Source organism: Methylobacterium sp. C25 (assembly GCF_021352225.1).
Lineage (GTDB): Bacteria > Pseudomonadota > Alphaproteobacteria > Rhizobiales > Beijerinckiaceae > Methylobacterium.
In genome coordinates this window covers 134,531-152,183 of record NZ_JAAUVI010000006.1, presented here as the reverse complement: position 1 = coordinate 152,183, position 17,653 = coordinate 134,531, and the positions used below count along the sequence as shown (strand labels likewise).

Annotated in this window: 15 protein-coding genes; 5 read left to right on the top strand and 10 right to left on the bottom strand. The window is 69.1% G+C overall.

Annotated features, from left to right (window positions below; translation table 11 throughout):
• Nucleotides 1–2: 2 nt before the first annotated feature.
• From HCU64_RS16615 to HCU64_RS16605, 3 genes are read right to left on the bottom strand one after another with little or no spacing between them, the layout of a single operon-like run.
• Nucleotides 3–914 (bottom strand): transglutaminase family protein, encoded by a 912-nt coding sequence (locus HCU64_RS16615; RefSeq protein WP_233385229.1) that lies wholly within the window; start codon nt 912–914, stop codon nt 3–5.
• Nucleotides 911–3,433, bottom strand: a complete 2,523-nt coding sequence (locus HCU64_RS16610; RefSeq protein WP_233385227.1) for a circularly permuted type 2 ATP-grasp protein — start codon at nt 3,431–3,433, stop codon at nt 911–913. Before HCU64_RS16610 ends, HCU64_RS16615 begins: the two co-directional genes overlap by 4 nt.
• Nucleotides 3,430–6,699 (bottom strand): transglutaminase family protein, encoded by a 3,270-nt coding sequence (locus HCU64_RS16605; RefSeq protein WP_233385226.1) that lies wholly within the window; start codon nt 6,697–6,699, stop codon nt 3,430–3,432. The genes HCU64_RS16610 and HCU64_RS16605 overlap by 4 nt, the downstream gene beginning before the upstream one ends.
• Nucleotides 6,700–6,921: 222 nt before the next feature.
• Here HCU64_RS16605 and HCU64_RS16600 point away from each other — a divergent pair, with 222 nt between their 5' ends.
• Together HCU64_RS16600 and HCU64_RS16595 are read left to right on the top strand one after the other, a co-directional pair.
• Nucleotides 6,922–7,161, top strand: a complete 240-nt coding sequence (locus tag HCU64_RS16600) for a hypothetical protein (protein WP_233385225.1) — start codon at nt 6,922–6,924, stop codon at nt 7,159–7,161.
• An 84-nt stretch (nt 7,162–7,245) separates the two neighbouring features.
• The gene (locus HCU64_RS16595; protein WP_233385224.1) at nt 7,246–8,409 is read left to right on the top strand and encodes a zinc-binding metallopeptidase family protein; all 1,164 of its coding nucleotides are present in this window, start codon (nt 7,246–7,248) and stop codon (nt 8,407–8,409) included.
• Nucleotides 8,410–8,508: 99 nt separating this feature from the next.
• Here the strand turns inward: HCU64_RS16595 and HCU64_RS16590 are convergent, their stop codons facing one another.
• From HCU64_RS16590 to HCU64_RS16570, 5 genes are all read right to left on the bottom strand, one after another.
• Nucleotides 8,509–9,177, bottom strand: a complete 669-nt coding sequence (locus HCU64_RS16590; protein ID WP_233385223.1) for a DUF2147 domain-containing protein — start codon at nt 9,175–9,177, stop codon at nt 8,509–8,511.
• 231 nt (nt 9,178–9,408) lie between these two features.
• Nucleotides 9,409–9,612, bottom strand: a complete 204-nt coding sequence (locus HCU64_RS16585; protein WP_233385222.1) for a hypothetical protein — start codon at nt 9,610–9,612, stop codon at nt 9,409–9,411.
• A gap of 200 nt (nt 9,613–9,812) precedes the next feature.
• Nucleotides 9,813–10,826 carry a YcjF family protein gene (locus HCU64_RS16580; RefSeq protein ID WP_233385221.1) on the bottom strand — a complete coding sequence of 338 codons (1,014 nt, stop codon included), beginning with the start codon at nt 10,824–10,826 and terminating at the stop codon, nt 9,813–9,815.
• Nucleotides 10,823–12,271, bottom strand: coding sequence for a YcjX family protein (locus HCU64_RS16575; RefSeq protein ID WP_233385220.1), 1,449 nt, complete (start codon nt 12,269–12,271; stop codon nt 10,823–10,825). Before HCU64_RS16575 ends, HCU64_RS16580 begins: the two co-directional genes overlap by 4 nt.
• 72 nt (nt 12,272–12,343) lie before the next feature.
• A complete protein-coding gene (locus HCU64_RS16570) occupies nt 12,344–13,618 on the bottom strand; it encodes a hypothetical protein (RefSeq protein WP_233385219.1) in 1,275 nt (424 codons plus the stop codon).
• A 182-nt stretch (nt 13,619–13,800) separates the two neighbouring features.
• Between HCU64_RS16570 and HCU64_RS16565 the strand changes: the two genes are divergently transcribed.
• On the top strand, nt 13,801–14,103 hold the full coding sequence (locus HCU64_RS16565; RefSeq protein ID WP_233385217.1) for a hypothetical protein: 303 nt from the start codon (nt 13,801–13,803) through the stop codon (nt 14,101–14,103).
• 269 nt (nt 14,104–14,372) lie between these two features.
• On the opposite strand, the gene HCU64_RS16560 is transcribed toward HCU64_RS16565, so the two are convergent.
• Nucleotides 14,373–14,888, bottom strand: coding sequence for a SixA phosphatase family protein (locus HCU64_RS16560; protein WP_442785977.1), 516 nt, complete (start codon nt 14,886–14,888; stop codon nt 14,373–14,375).
• Complete coding sequence (locus HCU64_RS16555) at nt 14,888–15,868, bottom strand: aldo/keto reductase (RefSeq protein ID WP_233385216.1); 981 nt, start codon at nt 15,866–15,868, stop codon at nt 14,888–14,890. The genes HCU64_RS16560 and HCU64_RS16555 overlap by 1 nt, the downstream gene beginning before the upstream one ends.
• 103 nt (nt 15,869–15,971) lie before the next feature.
• Here HCU64_RS16555 and HCU64_RS16550 point away from each other — a divergent pair, with 103 nt between their 5' ends.
• Together HCU64_RS16550 and HCU64_RS16545 are read left to right on the top strand one after the other, a co-directional pair.
• Nucleotides 15,972–16,628 carry a CatB-related O-acetyltransferase gene (locus HCU64_RS16550; protein ID WP_233385215.1) on the top strand — a complete coding sequence of 219 codons (657 nt, stop codon included), beginning with the start codon at nt 15,972–15,974 and terminating at the stop codon, nt 16,626–16,628.
• 74 nt (nt 16,629–16,702) lie between these two features.
• A complete protein-coding gene (locus tag HCU64_RS16545; RefSeq protein WP_233385214.1) occupies nt 16,703–17,632 on the top strand; it encodes a class I fructose-bisphosphate aldolase in 930 nt (309 codons plus the stop codon).
• The last annotated feature ends 21 nt before the right edge of the window (nt 17,633–17,653 follow it).

The window sequence follows — 17,653 nt, the reverse complement described above, 5'->3', positions numbered from 1 at the left end:
GCTCAGGCCAACACCTCGTCGTCCGGGACGACGTCGACCTCGACCTTGAGCTTCTGGCCGCCGGGGGAGGAGACGATGCCGTCGATGGGCGTGACGTCGCTGTAGTCGCGGCCGCTGGTCAACTCGATATGGTCGTCGCGCACGCCGCAGGCATTGGTCGGGTCGAGACCGAACCAGCCGCCCTGCCCGGCTCCGTCATGCCAGCCTTCGCCGCACCAGAGAGAGACCCAGGCATGGCTGGCATCGGCGCCGCGCAACCGGGCCTGCCCCGGAGGCGGCCGTGTCCGCAGGTAGCCGCTGACATAGGCCGCCGGCAGTCCGAGCCCGCGCAGGCCGGCGATCATCACATGTGCGAAATCCTGGCAGACACCGGCCTTGAGCTCGAAGGATTTGGCCAGCGGCGTCGAGACGGTGGTGGCCTTGGCGTCGAACTGAAAATCGCTCCGGATGCGGTTCATCAGATCGAAGGCGCCCCCGTAGGCGCTACGTCCAGGGGGAAAACTCCGGCGCGCGTAGTCCGTGACCTCGGCGACGATCGGCACACGGCGGCTCGGGAACAGGAAATGCGCGGGAGAGGCGGCATCGAGCGTCGGGAGCGTCAACGCGGCCTCGCGCACCGCCTCCCAGGACGGTCCGGATTCCGGATCGGGCAAGGCCGGGCGCTCGACGATCACGCGCGAGGTCGCCTCGACGGAAAAGACCTTGTGCGGCTGGTCGATGATCAGCGTGAGGGCCTGGGGCCCGAAATACTCGTCCCGGGTGCCGCGCCCCTTCGGGACCGGCGTGACCGTGATCGTGCTGGCCAGGACGTGCTGACCGTCGCCGTCCCGCGGTCGGAGCCGCAGATTGCAACGGGCGTAGTTGACGGTGCGTGCGTACCGGTAGGTCGTCAGGTGGCGCAGGCTGTAGATCACGCGAGGCCCGTCAGCTTCTCCGGCCGCAGGGCATCGGCATTGCCGGGGAAGTAGCGGCCGGCGATCAAGGTGGCGAGCCCTTCGAGCTCTTCCTCGAGCTCGCCGAGCTGGATCGCGTTGAGATCGGTGGCTTCTGCCGTCGCGAAAGTGCCCGCGAGCCGCAGGGCGGCACGGCGATGCGGCTCCGGCACGCCGTCGGCGCGCAGGGCCGGCAGCGTGTCGAGATGGCGTACGATTTCCTCGACCTGAAATGCGACCGAGCGCGGATTGAACGGGTCGAGCAGCGCCATGTCGCGCACGGCGGGCAGGCTGACGCCGGTCAGGTAGCGCGCTCCATAGGCGATCTGGGAATCGCACAGAGCCAGCATCACCCCGAGATCCTCGGCGCCCGCGTGGTCACCCGCGAAACGCAGGGCGAAGGAGCAGGTGTTCACGCCGCGCTCGATGCGCCGGCCCATGTCGAAGAAGCGCCAGCCGGCGGAGTGGTTCATGTTCTCGTGCGAGAGCCCGGACAGGGCCGAGAGGTGGCCGAGGGCCCGCTCGGCCCGCTCGAAGAGCTGCGCCTCGCTCGGCACGCGGGATCCGCTGAAATCGAGCAGGTCTTGCAGCTCCGTCAGGGCTCCCCAGGCCTCCACGGGCAGGCGCTCGCGCAAGGTCGAGGCGGAGCGGCGGGCCGAGAGCACGTGGGAGAGGGCCGAGCCGTGCTGCTCGCGATCGCACAGGGCCTCACGGGCGAGCGCCGCCGTCGGCAGGTCGGGTTCGTCCACCGATCCCCACTCTTCGAGCAGTGCGCGGATGCGCAGGCTCGTCGGTGTGCCGACGTCGCTTCCGGTATCGGAGGCCAGGGTGCCGGCAAGCCGGCCGAGATGGGTCTGGACGAGGCGGATCACGCCTTCCGCTCGCTCGAGATAGCGGCCGAGCCAGAACAGGTTGTCGGCGGCGCGAGAGGGCAGATGGCCGGCGATGCGCCGGATCTTCGGAGTGATGGTGTTGAGGAGCGGCGGAGTCTCGACGGGGATGTCCGACACGACCCAGACGTCGGCCGAGCGGATGCCGGCGCGCATGACCGTCGGGTCGACGCCCTCCTGCTCTGCCGTGCGACAGAAGGCGGTCGGCATCACGCGCCAACCGTCTCTGGTCGCCGTTGCGAAGACCCGCATGACGAAGGGACGCGGCACGAGGCGCCCCTCGAACCAGGCCGGCATGGTCGAGAGTGGCCCGGTCTCCTGGCCGACCCAGTCGAAGGGCCGGTCGCCCAGGGCGGCGATGGCGTGCTCGCGGGCGGCATCGAGGGCATGCGGGCCGAGGATGGCGTCGCGCTCAGGCCCGCGCACCGGCGTCGCGGCCGGACGCAGGGTCAGGCCGTCGAGGTTTGCGCGAACGTAGGCGAGGCTCTCGGGATCGCCGCACCACCAAGTCGGCGGATCGGAGAGCCGCAGCGACTCGCCGAGCAGGCGTTCCGCGATGCGCGGCAGATACGGGCTGAGCGCACCGGATTCGAGCACGCCCGAGCCCGGCATGTTGCCGATCACCACCCCGCCACGCCGCAGGACGTCGAGGATGCCGGGCACGCCGAGCCGGGACTCGGAGCGCAACTCCATGGGGTCGAGATAGTCGGCGTCGATCCGCCGCCAGAGGGCGTCGGCGCGCTTGAGTCCGGCGACGGTGCGCACGTGCAGAAGGCCGTCCTGCACCACGAGATCGTCGCCCTCGACGAGCAGGAAGCCGAGATAGCGGGCGAGCGCCGCCTGCTCGACATAGGTGCTGCTGTAGGGGCCGGAGGTGAGCAGGCAGATGCGCGGATCGCTGCGCTCGCAGGCCGCGGCGATGCCCTCGCGCAGGCTCTGGAAGAAGCCCGGCAGTCGCTCGACGTGAAGGTCCGAGATCAGGTCCGGGTAGGCCCGGGCCAGCACCATCCGGTTTTCGAGCGCGAAGCCGAGTCCCGATGGGGCCTGGGTGCGATCCGCCAGCACCCGCCAGCGCCCGTCGGGTCCCCGGCCGACATCGGCGGCATAGATCTGGAGGTGGCGGCCACCCGGCGGCGTGACGCCGTGGACCGGCCGCAGAAATTCGGGACTGCCCGCGACGGCAGCGGCCGGGAGCAGGCCCTCCGAGATCAGGCGGCCGGGGCCGTAGATGTCGGCGACGATCCGCTCCATCAGGCCGGCGCGCTGGACGATGCCTGCGGCGAGTTCGGCCCAGTCGCGGGAATCGATGATCAGCGGCAGCGGCCCGAGCGGCCAGGCATGCTCGCGCTGGTCGCCATAGACCCGATAGGAGATCCCGGCATCGTGAATGTGCCGTTCGCCCGACAGGAAGCGGGCCATGACTTCGCGGTCGCCGATCTGGCCGAAACGCTGGAGAAAGCGCGGCCACGCGCCGCGCACGTAGCCGTTGGCGTCGAGCAACTCGTCGACGACGCCCGGCCGGCGCTCGTAGCCATCGATCCAGCTCTGCACGGGATCGAGACTCGGTGTGCCGGTCGGCCAATCGTAGGCGAGCGCCCCCCCAGAGGTCATCGTGGCGCCGGTGTGCGCAGGTCGAGGGTGAGCGGGAACTCGATCGAGCGCTCCTCGGGCGGCATCTCGATATGGCCCGGCGTATGGCCCTCGGCTTCGAAGCGGGCGAGGCGGCGCCCCTCCGCCTCGTAGGCGTTGACCGGGAAGCTCTCGTAGTTGCGGCCGCCCGGATGGCTGACATGGTAGCGACAGCCGCCGAGCGAGCGCCCGCTCCAGCTGTCGAGCACGTCGAAGGTCAGCGGGCCGTGAGCGGGAATCGTCGGGTGCAGCGACGAGGCTGGCTGCCAGGCCTTGAAGCGCAGGCCGGCCACCGCCTCACCGGAGCGCCCGGTCGCGGTCATTGGCAGTCGACGGCCGTTGCAGGTGATGATGTGCCGGGCCGGGTTGAAGCCCTCGACCTTCACCTGAAGCCGTTCGACGGATGCATCCACGTAGCGCACGGTGCCGCCGCCCGATCCTTCCTCGCCCAGGACATGCCAGGGTTCCAGCGCCTGGCGCAGTTCGAGGCCGACGCCGCCTTGCTCGACGCGACCGAAGACCGGGAAGCGGAACGCAGCCTGCGCTTCGAAGGCCTTGGGGTCGAAAGCGTAGCCGGCCCGGTTCAGGTCTTCCAGTACGTCGAGGAAGTCCGACCAGAGGAAATGCGGCAGCATGAAGCGATCGTGCAGAGCCGTGCCCCAGCGGACACAGGAGCCGCCCTGGGGCTCACGCCACAGCCAGGCGATGATCGCGCGGAGCAGAAGCTGCTGCGCGAGGCTCATCCGGGCATCCGGCGGCATCTCGAAAGAGCGGAACTCCAGGAGGCCGAGCCGCCCCGTCGGGCTGTCGGGATTGTAGAGCTTGTCGATGCAGATTTCGGCGCGATGGGTATTGCCGGTGACGTCCGCGAGGATGTTGCGGAAGAGCCGGTCGACGAGCCAGTGCGGGATGTTGGGCTGGTCGGGAGACGGCACCTGGGCGAGCGCGATCTCCAGCTCGTAGAGTCCGTCATGGCGGGCTTCGTCCATGCGCGGCGCCTGGCTCGACGGGCCGACATAGAGGCCGGCGAAGAGGTAGGACAGGCACGGATGGCGCTGCCAATAGAGCGTCAGGCTCTTAAGCAGGTCGGGGCGGCGCAGGAAGGGTGAGTCGGCCGGGGTCACGCCGCCGAGCACCACGTGGTTGCCGCCGCCGGTGCCGGTATGGCGCCCGTCGATCATGAACTTTTCCGCGCCGAGGCGGGTCTGCCGGGCGTCCTCGTAGAGGCCCATGGTGATGTCGACCGCCTCGCGCCAGGACGCTGCCGGGTGGACGTTGATCTCGATCACGCCCGGGTCCGGTGTGACCTTGATGAGGCCGATGCGCGGATCATAGGGCGGCTCGTAGCCTTCGATATGCAGCGGCTGGCCGACCTCCCTGGCCACGGCTTCGAGATGGCCGACGAGCTCGAGATACTCCTCGACCCGCTCGAGCGGCGGCATGAACACGCAGAGCCGGCCCTCGCGCGCCTCGATGGTGATGGCCGTGCGCACGGCCACTCCCTCGATCCCGGCGCCATTGGCGCGGCTGAGGCCGCCACGGCCATCGGAGAAGTCGCCAGCCAGGGCGCCGCGATCCTCCAGCGGATCCTGCGGGTGGTAATAGGGATAGGAGCCCGGCGGCACCCAGGGCAGCGAGGCGAGCGGCAACCGGAATCCGGCGGCCGAGTCGCCGGGCACGAGGAACAGGCCGCCGCGCCGAAACGCCCAGGCTTCCGAGATCCAGCTGCGGCCCTGGTCCACGGCGAGGCTTGCCACCGGCAGAACGAAGCCGGTCGGGTTCTCCAGGCCGCGTGCCGCGACCCGGGCCATGCGGGCATCGTTCTCGGCGCTGCCGCTCTTGGCGTCGGCCGTGGTCACGTTGGCCGGCAGCAGGCTCTCGCTGGTCTTCCAGTAGGCGTCGTCCTCATAGGCCGGGATGAGATAGTCGGAGAGCCCGAGGCGGCCGGCGAGCGCGGTGGCGAAGGCGCGGGCCGTGGCCTCGTTCGCCTCGCGGGGGCCCTCCTCGACGGCGACGAGCGACGGATCGTGCCAGATCGGCTCGCCGTCCTTGCGCCAGTACAGGCCGAAGGCCCAGCGGGGCAGGCTCTCGCCCGGATACCACTTGCCCTGCCCGTAATGCAGGAAGCCGCCCTTGCCGAAGCGCTCGCGCAGGCGCCGGATGAGCTGGTCGGCGAGCCCGCGTTTGGTCGGCCCGACGGCGGAGGCGTTCCATTCGGGCGACTGGTAGTCGTCGATCGAGACGAAGGTCGGCTCGCCGCCCATGGTCAGGCGCACGTCCTGGGCTTCGAGATCGGCGTCGACCTTTTCTCCGAGGGCGTCCATTGCCGCCCAGACCGAGTTCGCGAAGGGCTTGGTGATCCGCGGCGCCTCGGCCACGCGGCTGATCCGCATCTCGTAGTCGAACTCGGTGCGGGCAGCCTCGGACGTGCCGGTGATCGGCGCGGCGGAGCGATAGTGCGGCGTCGCCGCGAGGGGGATGTGGCCCTCGCCCGTCAGCAGGCCGGAGGTGGCGTCGAAGCCGATCCAGCCGGCGCCGGGCAGATAGACCTCCGCCCAGGCGTGGAGGTCGGTGAAGTCGGTCTTCGTTCCCTCCGGCCCGTCGACGGCCGTGGTGTCGGGGACGAGCTGGATCAGATAGCCGGAGACGAAGCGCGCGGCGAAGCCGAGGCGGCGCAGAACCTGGACGAGGAGCCAAGCGGAGTCCCTGCAGGAGCCGACCTTGGCGCGCAACGTCTGCGCCGGGGTCAGGACGCCCTCCTCGAAGCGGGTCGAGTAGCTGATCTCCGAGCAGACCTGCGCGTTCAGCGCGACGAGGAAGGAGACCGTGCCGGTCTCCTTCGGCAGCCGCGTCAGGAAGGCATCGATTTCCGGGCCGTGCCCGTCATCCACCGCGAGATAGGGAGCGAGTTCGGCCTGCAGGTCGTCGGCATATGCGAAGGGGTGCGTGTCGGCGTAGGGCTCGACGAAGAAGTCGAACGGGTTGATGACAGCGAGATCTGCCGTCAGGTCGACCTCGATCCTGAGCTCGGTGGTCTTTTCGGGGAAGACCACGCGGGCGAGCCAGTTGCCGGCCGGGTCCTGCTGCCAATTGATGAAGTGGTTCGCCGGGCTGACCTTCAGCGCATAGGACGGGATCTTGGAGCGCGTATGTGGTGCCGGCCGAAGCCTGATCACATGGGGAGCCAGCGTGATCGGCCGCTCGTAGCGGTAATGGGTGACGTGATGCAGCGCGGCTTTGATGGACACGAAGGCTCCCGCTCAGATTGCCAGGATGCGGCGCGGCCCCGCCGGGACGGAGCGGACCAAGCCAACCCCAGTATAGAGCGGGCGACGGCCTTGGGCCGAAAAAGCAAGATCCATGCTTCCGGTTGCGATAGTCTCTGGGCCTCGCGATCCTCAACCCCGCGACAATCCCGAGACCCGTCGACGATGCAGAGCCACCGAATCCATCTCGCAACGACGCCGGGCATGCCCCTGCCGACCCTGAAGCGCAAGCTCGGGGTCAGCAACATCGGCTTCTATTGCAGCGAGTGCAGCGAGTTCTACGCCTTCGCGATCGAGGTGCCCGACGACAAGGTCGTCGAGTTCACGGCCGACGGGCCGGTGCTGACGAAATGCCCGTTCTGCAAGGCGGAGGTCGACCGCCGGGTGAACGAGATCAAACGCCTGGTGCTCACCGAAGCCAACAAGCGCGCCACCCATTCCTGAGCCAGCGCTGCGGGGCGAGCGGGAACCTCCCGGCCCGGGCCCCGCTTGGTCCCTACCGATCTCGGGCGTCAGCAAGACAGGCTCATGAAGATCTTTCAGTGCCAGGCCTGCGACCAGCCGGTCTCGTTCGAGAGCACGTCCTGCGAGAGCTGCGAACGGCGCTTGGGCTTCGTCACTGGCGTTCACGAGATGTCGGCGCTCGAACCATCAGGCGACGGACTCTGGCACGCCTACGCCCATCCTGGCATCAAGCTGCGCTTTTGCGCGAACGCCGCCTACGACGCCTGCAACTGGATGGTCCCGGAGGAAACAGGGGAGGAATACTGCCTCGCCTGCCGGCACAACCGGGTGGTGCCGGATCTGGCAATCGAGAACAATCTTCTTCGCTGGCGTCCAATCGAGGCTGCAAAGCACAGATTGTTCTACACGCTGATGCGTGTCGGCCTGCCGCTCGCGAGTCGCGAGGAGTATTCCGACGGACTGGCCTTCGACTTCCTCGTCGACCCCGCCGAGAACCAGCTCGAAGGGCCGCCGGTTCTCACCGGGCACGATAGCGGGTTGATCACCCTCAACATCGCCGAGGCCGACGATGCCGAGCGGGAGCGGCGGCGGGTGCTGTTCGGTGAGTTCTACCGGACGCTGCTCGGCCACTTCCGCCATGAGATCGGTCACTACTACTGGGACGTGCTCGTACGCCACGACGCGAGCCTGCCGACCTGCCGCGCGATCTTCGGCGACGAGAGCGTCGATTACGGCGAGGCCCTGCGGCGGCATTATGCCGAGGGGCCAGCCCCGCACTGGGAGGAGACCCATGTCTCGTCCTACGCGACGGCTCATCCCTGGGAGGACTTCGCCGAGACCTTTGCCCATTACCTGCACATCGTCGACACGCTGGAGACGGCCTCGTCTTTCGAGATCCAGGTGCGGCCGAAGTTGAGGGGCGCGGGCGAGGATGGCGAAGACGGCCTCGTTGTCATCGATTTCGACCCGTACCGGGCCGGCGATTTCGGCCGGCTGATCGCGGCCTGGATGCCGCTGACCTACGCGGTGAACTCGCTCAACCGCTCCATGGGCCAGCCGGCGCTCTACCCGTTCAAGCTGACCCCGGCAGTGATCGCCAAGCTCGCCTTCGTCCACGAGCGCATCTACGCGGCCCGCAACACCCTCCCCTCGGCCGAGGCCGGCGAGGACATGCTCAAGGCGGTGATCACGGGCCTGCGCCAGCGCGTCGCCGCTCCGACCACCTGATTCGATTCTCGCGCCGCCCCATCGGTCCCTGAAACGGCGAAGGCCGCGATCCGGATATCCGGATCGCGGCCTTCGACAACCGTCGAGATGACGGGGACCTCAGTCTTCGGGCTGCTCGGCCTGCGGGGCCGGGGCGGCGCTCCTGGCGGGTGCAGCAGGCTTCGCGGCTGCAGATTTGGGAGCCTTCGGAGCGGTGCCGGTCGTCGCGGGCGAGCCCGCGGCATTGGCGACATTGGTGTTGCCCTTCGGCGCCCACTCCGCGTCGGCGCGGGGGCCGTTGACGCCATTGGTCGGGCCGGTGAGCTGGCCGGGAGCGATATCGGCCTTCTGCTCCCAGGTCTGCGAGCCGCAGAGGAAGCCGAGCATGCAGCCCTTCACATTGAGCTCGCCCTGGGCCTCCGACCAGATCGTCACGTCGTAGAACTTCCCGTTCTCGGCGTTGTAGATCTTGCCCTCGTAGCGGCCGTCGGCATTCGGCTTCAGCCCCATGATCATCTGGTGACCGAGCGAGGGACGGACCTGCTTCTTCGGATCGGGATTGCGGAAGTCCACGCGGGGCTTGCCCTCGTCGTTCAGCGGCACCTTCAGCCAGACCGCGTAGCCGCAGATGTTGGTGCCCTGCGCGCCGCATTTCTCGACGCGGATGCGCGCCTTGCCGTCCTCGGTGAGCCAGACCCCGCTCGGGTCACGCGGGGCCGCCTGCGCGAGGCTCGGGAGGGCGACGAGCGCCAGGCCCGTGAGCGCGCCGGTGATCGAAGACCAGTTCATGCGATTCTTCCCCATGCCCGCGAAGAGGGTGCGGGTCGTCGGCAGGTTCGGGGCCGCGGCGTCGGTGCCGTCCGGCCTCTCGTCTGGGGGCTCGTGTCGTCCGGGAAGTTGACCGCATCATGACCGGCGCGGGGCACGATGATGCCCGAGGCCGCAGATCCCGAGTCGTCCCAAACGAAAAAGGCCGGCGCTCTCGCACCGGCCTCGTTCGCATCTCGTTTTATGCGGGCATCACTCGGCAGGCTGGGCGCCCGTGGAGAAGTGACCGCACCAATCCTTCGAAGCCACCACCGGCCACAGGCCATGGCCCTTCGGCTCGGGCTGGCTCACCGGCGGGTTGAAGCGGCACAGGCCCTCGTCACCGGCAGCAGTGCCGCCATTGGTCTTGTGCTCGTCGAAGAAGCGGCAGCTCTGGCAGGAGGCGCTGGTGGCCATGGCAGAATTCCTTCTCTTGGTTGCGGTAGCTGGAGCCAATCAGCCCCACCGCGATCACTGTTTGAAGTTAGAATAACTCCAGAGAGTGGTCAACCAGTTTAGAATGATTCTGTTTCATGGGATCGCTGCAGGATGTCTGCGGCGGGCCGACGCACCCGCCCGGTCGTCGCGTCGGGGCGAAAGTCGGCCGAGAGGGCGGCCTAAGCCTCGTCCTTGGGCGCTGCGCGAAGAAGCTCGCCGGCGACGTCGTTGACCGTCGGCGGGGTCTCCCGCGTGAAGGGCAGAGGCCGGCAGACGGCGAGCGCGGCGAGGCCGAAGCGAGCGGTCATCAGCCCGTTGAGGATGCCCTCCCCGAGCTTCGCCGAAATGCGCGCGGCGAGGCCGAGCCCGAGCACCTGCTGGACCACGCCCTCCCCCACCGCCATGCCGCCGGTCACCGTGAGATGGGCGAAGGCGGCGCGCGCCAGCCGCAGGAAGCCGAGGAAGCCAGGGCGACCGCCATAGATCGACGCGATCCTGCGCAGCAGGCGCACGGCCGCGAAGACCACGAAGACGACGTCGACGATGGCGCGCGGCGAGAGCGCGGTGACCGCGGAGACCTGCTTGGCGGCCTGCGCGATGGCGTTCTTGGCGCGCGTATCGAGGGGGGCCAGCAATTCGCGCTCGGCGATGCCGATGCGGTCGTCGACGTCGAGGATGGCATCGCCCAGCGCGTCGAGCCGGGCGCGGCCTTCGGCGAGCGTGGAGCGATCTGCGTAGAAACTGCGCAGGTCCTTCACCACGCCCTGGGCCGCCGTGTGGTCGCGCGTCGCCAGCGCCTCGACCGCCCTCGCCCGAAGTGCCTCGATCTTCCGCTCGCGCCAGACCCCGGCGATCTCGCGGGCGACGATGGCGGTGAGCGCGATCAGCGCCAGGGCGAGCAAGGCCAGCGCGACCCAGCCGAGCCAGGGCGCGGCGGAGAAGAGGTCGACGATGAGCCGCTCGATCGACAGGCCTATGGCGATCGAGACGAGGCCGCCCAGCGCGGAGAACAGCAGGGTCAGCCAGGGCGCGCGGCGCTTGCGCGCCACCGGGACCACGACACCATCGGCGGCCTCGACGATCTCGAAGGGCTCGTCGACGAGTCGGATATTGTCGGGATTGGGCGGGGGCGCTTCGGCCGTTTCCACGGGGTCTGCAGTGGGAATGCGGAAGGCGCGCGGGCGTTGGCTCATGACAAGCGGTCCCCGATCAGAAACTGCATCGCCCGGTCGAGCCGGATCATCGGCAGATCGCCGGGTCGCCCGAGCCGGTCGGGCTTGATCAGCGGAGGCCGGAACCGCGGGAATCGCAGGGAGCCTGGCGGCACTGCGCCTTCGAGCACGGCCTGGGCGTCTGCCGGCAATTCACCCGGGAAGATCGCGGCATCGGTCGTGCCGTCGAAGAGCTCGTCGCCGACATGCTCGCCGGCCTCCGGTGTGCCAGAGACTGCGCGCAGCACCATGTCGCCCTCATGCACGGTGGTCTCGCGTGTGGCACGCACCGAAGCGAGGGCGACGGTTCCGACGCGTGCGCCCGCTGCCTCGGTGCGGCGCATGGCGCGGCCCACCAGCAGGCGCAGCAGCGCGTCGAGGCGATCGTGGCTGGTCTGGTGGAGATGGTCGGCCTTGGTCGCGGCAAAGAGGATCTTGTCCGCGCGCGGCGCGAAGAAATACGAGAACAGCGAATTGCGGCCGATCCGGAAGGACAGGAGCACGGTGTCGAGCGCCTCCTCCAGCTCCGCGAGCGCGGCGGGCCCGGCATCGACCGCCGAGAGCACGTCGACAAGCACGATCTGCCGGTCGACGCGCTGGAAGTGGTCGCGGAAGAACGGCACCACGACCTTGGCCTTGTAGGCCTCGAAGCGCCGCTCCATCAGGCCGGCGAGACTGTCGTGCGCAATGCTTTCGCCGAGATTGTCGAGCGGTGCGAAGGTCAGCATCGGCGAGCCGGCGAGATCGCCCGGCATCAGGAAGCGGCCGGGCGGCGTCGTCGCCACGGATTCCGGGCCGGCGCGCAGGGCCGCCAGATAGGTCTTGAAGCTGCCGGCGGCGCGCTCGGCCACGATCTCGTCGAGGGGGCCGTTCGGATCGAGGGTGTTCAGGGTCTCGAGCCAGGGAGCAGCCATGGCGGCGCGCCCTGCCCTACGGGTGCCGAGGATCGTGGCGCGCGACCAGCCGGTATAGCTCTGGTCGATCAGGGCGAGGTCGAGCAGCCACTCGCCGGGATAGTCGACCACGTCGAGGTTGAGCGTCGCCGGCCCGCTGCGCCAGCCACCCGTGCGCTCGTACTCGATGGCAAGCCGGAACTGGCTGATCCGATCGGTGGAACGCGGCCAGCGCCGCTCTTCGGTGAGGGCCGAAAAGTGCTCCTCGAAGGGGAAACGCGGCAGGTCGTCGTCGGGCTGCGGCACGAGGCGCGCCCGGCGCAGGCGTCCCTCCTGAGCCGGTGTGAAGGCCGGAAGCCCGCGGCCCTCGACGAGATGGTGGATCAGCGCCGTCGTGAAGACCGTTTTCCCCGAACGCGCCAGACCGGTGACGCCAAGCCGGAGCGTCGGCTGGATCAGCAGATCACTGGAGGCTTCGGCAAAGGCTTTGATCGCGGAGCCGGCTTGCGCGGCGAAGTCGGACAGTGGCGGCAAGGACGGGCTCGGGCGCGGGTCTCGGAGAAGGATGCGAGGTTGAGGTGGCGCGCAGGCCGGGATCGCGCAAGGTCACTCGACTGCGGACGCGGCGGGGCTTGGCAGGCGCAGGCCAAGCCGGCCGATCGCCGCCGCGATCAGCGCCGGGGTCGCGTGCAGCGAGCCGAGTTCGACCGAGGACATCGCCAGCATGACGGGAGCGAGCCGGGCCGTCGGCGTGCCATCGCTCTCGAACAGCCGCAGGTCGTCCTCGGGCTTCAGCCCGACGCTGCCCGCGATCCGGCTCGCATAGTTGCGGATGCGGGTCTCGTCGGTGCTGCAGAGCGGGACGGGCACGCTGAGGTCGAGCAGGCGTCCACCGGGCAGCCCGGCCACGATCGACGGCAGCGCAGCCGATTCCGCGACCATCCTGTCGGGTGCGAGCAGAGCGGACGGGTCGGCCGCCCCGCTCCCCGCCAGCCGGGTCGGTCGCGACCTTGCCGCATCGAGCGGGAATTTCGGCGGCGGTGCGAGTCCGCTCTGTGTCGATAGCCCGTAGATCGGCGGCTTGGCTGCCTTCGCTGTGCCCGGACCGATGCCGGCCGCGATGTCGGCCACCGGCTTCGGCGCAGGCACCCTGGCGGAAACGCGTGTCCCGCGGCTCGGATGGCCAGCGAGCCTCGCGCGGGCCGACCAGGGCTGCACGCGCAGGGGCGCTCCGGCGCTGCCGCGATAGACGGCCACCCGCCGCGGCGCGCCACCTCTTGCATGTCTCGCCAGGAACCGGGCGCGCAGCGTCTTGCCGATCCCCTGCGGAGCCACCGCCTTGGCGACTGGCGGGATCGCGGATGCATGTGCCGGCAGTCCCCTCGGTGCACCTGCCGTGGAGACGAGCCCGCATTCGGCGGGCGCCCAGCGCCGCACGATGGCGAGCGCCGTGCGCCGACCGAACTCGCGGTAGTAGCGCCGCAACAGGATCGCCGCTGCGTCCGCGCCGTCGGCCGCGGTGGCGAAGCCGGTATGGCCCTCGCCGTCACCGCCGAGTTCGCCGTGCCAGCGGGCCTGCTTGATGCACCAGTAATTGTTGAGCTTCACGCAGCGGGCGACGAAGCCCGGATCCGTCGCCGCGTATTTCACGACGAGGGCGAGCGATGCCGGCAGCAGGGCGGTGCCGGCTTCGTCGCGCCAGTTCGACACCGCCCGCGCCGTCGCGCTGAAATAGGGCAGCGCCGGAGGAGACGGGTCGGCGCCGAGGCTCGAGCGCAGAGCCGGCATTTCCAGATACGTGAGTGGCGCCCGCGCCGCATCGAGGCCGGCGTCGAGACGCGGCAGCACCGTCGCGAGGGCGATGAGCGCTTCGAGAAGCACGGGCGGGTCTCGGCGGGTTGGAGCTTGGCCTTTCTAGCACAACGGCAGCGGGCGCGCGCGGTTCACGCGGATATGCGCGCCATCCACATTTGTCCGCATCGGCACCCGGGGTCGATCGGCAGGCGACTCCGTGAACCGAAGCCCCAGCCATTCGTTGGCGTCCGGGCAGAGGGAGCGGCACGATGAGAGCATGCACGATCCTGGCGGCTTGGTTCGTCGCGTTGGCAGCGCCGGCTGCGGCGCAGGTTGTCACCGGAGGCGCCGCCCATACCGGCGTACCGGCACCCGCCGTGACCGGCGGTGTCCGGTCCGGCACGGTGCCCGGCGGAGCACTCGACGATCGCAGCCCGGCCGCCGGCAATACGGTGAACCGGAGCAACTCGTCCGTTCCGGGGACGACGCCGGGCGTGAACATCGGCGGCACGTCGACGAGCGGGCCGCCCGGCACGGGTGGTGCCGCGGGCGGTCCGTCGCTCGACCGCTAGGAGGCTGCTTCCTCCGCCGCGAAGCGTTCCGAAGCCTCGGCTTCGCCACGAAAAACCCGCCGCGACATCTCTGCCGGACGGGTCGAAGTTGAGTTGGCAAGCCGCCACGCCAAGGCGACCTGAAAAAAGTTCTGTATGCCAGGGATGATTTCGTCAAGTTGGACGTGCGCCCATCGCAGACCGGGATTGCGCCGCTCGCCAGGCGCCCTTCGCTGCCTCACTATCAACACGGCGAGGCCGAATTGCAGGGTTCTGCCGGCGCCCCGGGCTCAGTCCGAAAGCCCTCGCGGTACAACGAAGCGCTCCAGCCGCCCCGCTGCTCGGCCAACGCCTGCCCAATGGGCGACGGGGGCATCGATCACGACGAGCCCGGCCGTCGGGAATTTCTCGCGCAGGTTTGCGCGGAGGCTCGGAGAGCCCTCCCCGATCAGCAGCATCGCGAGTTCGTGAAGTCCGGGATTGTGGCCGATCACCAGCAAGGTCTCGGCATGGTCGGGCGCCGAGCGCACCGCATCGAGGATGCGGGAGGCCGCGGCCTCGTAGATCATCGGCACGGTCTCGGCCTCGATCCCCGGAAGCTCGCGGCGTACCAGTTCCCAGGTTTCCTGCGTACGCCGGGCCGGCGAGACGAAGACCTGGTCGGGCACGAGCTTCTCGGTCCTGAGATAGCCGCCCATACGCGACGCGGCAGCACGGCCGCGCTCGTTCAGAGGCCGGTCGAGATCGGCCACGCCCTCGGGCCAGGCCGACTTCGCGTGACGAAGCAGGATCAGGCGGCGCATCATCAGGAGAAGCCTACCGGCGCGTGCGGGATATAGGCCGCTTCGAGCGTCTCGATCTCGTCCGGGCTCAGCGCGACGTCGAGGGCGGCGACCGCATCGTCGAGATGATGCGGCTTCGAGGCGCCGATGATCGGCGCGGTGACGACGGGCTTCGAGAGTACCCAGGCCAGAGCCACCTGAGCGCGCGGAATGCCGCGCTGTGTGGCGACCTTCGCCACCGCCTCGATCACGCGCCGGTCAGCCTCCAGGGTGGCGTCGTAGAGCCCGACGCCGGTCACGTCGCTGTCCTGACGGGTCGAGCTCGCATCGGCGTCGCGGGTCAGCCGCCCACGGGCGAGCGGGCTCCAGGGCAGCACGGCGATGCCCTGGTCGGCGCAGAGCGGCAGCATCTCGCGCTCCTCCTCGCGGCTGAGCAGGTTGTAGTGGTCCTGCATCGTGGCAAAGCGTGTCCAGCCGTTGAGGTCGGCCGTGAACAGGGCCTTGGCGAATTGCCAGGCGAACATCGAGGAGGCGCCGATATAGCGCGCCTTGCCCGCCTTCACGACGTCGTGCAGCGCCTCCAGCGTCACCTCGATCGGCGTGCCGTAATCCCAGCGATGGATCTGGTAGAGGTCGACATGGTCGGTGCCGAGCCGCTTCAGGCTGGCATCGATCGAGGAGAAGATCGCTTTGCGGGAGAGTCCGCCGGAATTCGGTCGGTCCTTGAGCGGGAAATAGACCTTGGTCGCGAGCACGATCTCGTCGCGCACGCCGAGATCCCGGAGCGCACGTCCGACGATTTCTTCCGAGGTGCCGTCAGAGTAGAAATTGGCGGTGTCGAAGAAGTTGAAGCCGAGATCGAGCGCCTTCTTCAGGAGCGGCCGGCTGTCTTCTTCCGTCATCGTCCAGGGATGGGGGCCGCGCTCGGGCACGCCGTAGGTCATGCAGCCGAGGCAGAGGGGCGAGACGTCGAGGCCGGTACGTCCGAGTTTCTTGGTCTTCATCGTCTCGTCCAACTGTGCGGTAGGCTGCCCCCCTGCCCCGACATAGAGCAGCGCGCCGGCGCACCCATAGCGGGGCGAGATGACAGCCAGGCACGAGGCCGCCATGACGCACGACCCCCGCTTCGGCCCCAATCCCAGGGCGCTCCATCCGATGACCGGGCACGAGCGCGTGACCTTCATCGCCAATCTCGACCTGCCGGAGAATGTGAGCGTCGGCGACTACACCTATTACGACGACCCGGCAGGGCCGCGGGCCTTCCTCGACGCCATCCTCTACCACTTCCCCTTCATCGGCGATCGGCTGGTGATCGGTCGCTTCTGCGCCATCGCGGCCGGCACGCGCTTCCTGATGAATGGCGGCAATCACCGCATGACCGGACCTTCGACCTATCCGTTCCCGATCTTCGGCGGCGGCTGGATCGGCCGCTTTCCCGAGGAGATGGACTTCCCGAACCGCGGGGACACGGTGGTGGGGAACGACGTCTGGTTCGGCATGGGCGCGACGGTGATGCCCGGCCTGCGCATCGGAGACGGCGCCGTCATCGCGACGCTCTCCGTCGTGACGCAGGACGTGCCGCCCTACGCCATCGTCGCCGGCAATCCGGCGAGGGTCGTGCGCACGCGCCTCAGCGAGACAGACGCCGCGCGGATGCAGGCGATCGCCTGGTGGGATTGGGCGCCCGAGCGCATCACGCGGGCCATTCCGGCGATCAGCGGCGGGGATGTCGACACGCTCGAAGCGATGGCCCGCGACGGCTGAGTCCGGGCGGAACTTAGCAGGCGGACGTCAGTTCGGTTCGCGAGCCTCCTTGCCACCAAAGCCGGAGCCGTCCGATGGAACGTTCTGCCCGCGTCGCCGAGATCCTGTCCTGGTACGGCGCCGACAGCCCCGGCACCCTGACGAACCTCGCCCGATTGCTGGAGCATGGACGGCTCGCCGGCACCGGCAAGCTCCTGATCCTGCCCGTGGACCAGGGCTTCGAGCATGGCCCGGCCCGCAGCTTTGCGCCGAACCCGCCGGCTTATGACCCGCGCTATCATTTCGAACTCGCCATCGAGGCGGGCTGCAACGCTTACGCTGCGCCGCTCGGCTTCCTCGAGGCGGGTGCTCGCGAATTCGCCGGGCGCATCCCGCTCATCCTCAAGCTCAACGACCACGATACGCTGGCCGACGAGGACGATCCCGACCAGGCGCTGACCGGCTCGGTGGCGGACGCCCTGCGGCTTGGCTGCTCGGCGATCGGCTTCACGATCTATCCCGGTTCGATGCACCGCAATGCCATGTACGGCCAGATCCGCGAGATCGCCGAGGAGGCCAAGGCCGTCGGCCTCGCCGTGGTGATCTGGTCCTATGCCCGCGGCTCCTCGCTCTCGAAGGAGGGCGAGACGGCGATCGACGTGATCGGCTATGCCGCGCAGATCGCGGCGCAGCTCGGCGCGCACATCATCAAGGTGAAGCTGCCGAGCGACCACATCGAGCAGGACGCGGCGCGCAAGGTCTACGAGAAGACCGGCATCCCGATCGGCACGGCGGCCGAGCGCGTGAAGCACATCGTGCAATGTGCCTTCGACGGCCGCCGCATCGTGATCTTTTCCGGTGGCGGCGCGGCCGAGGATGCGCCGTTCCTCGAGGAGATCAAGGCGATCCAGGCCGGCGGCGGGTTCGGCTCGATCATCGGTCGCAATGCCTTCCAGCGCTCGAAGGCGGATGCTCTGAAGCTGCTCGGGCAGGTGTCGGATATCTATTCCGGAAAGGCTCGATGAGCTCGTGACGACGACCCGCCG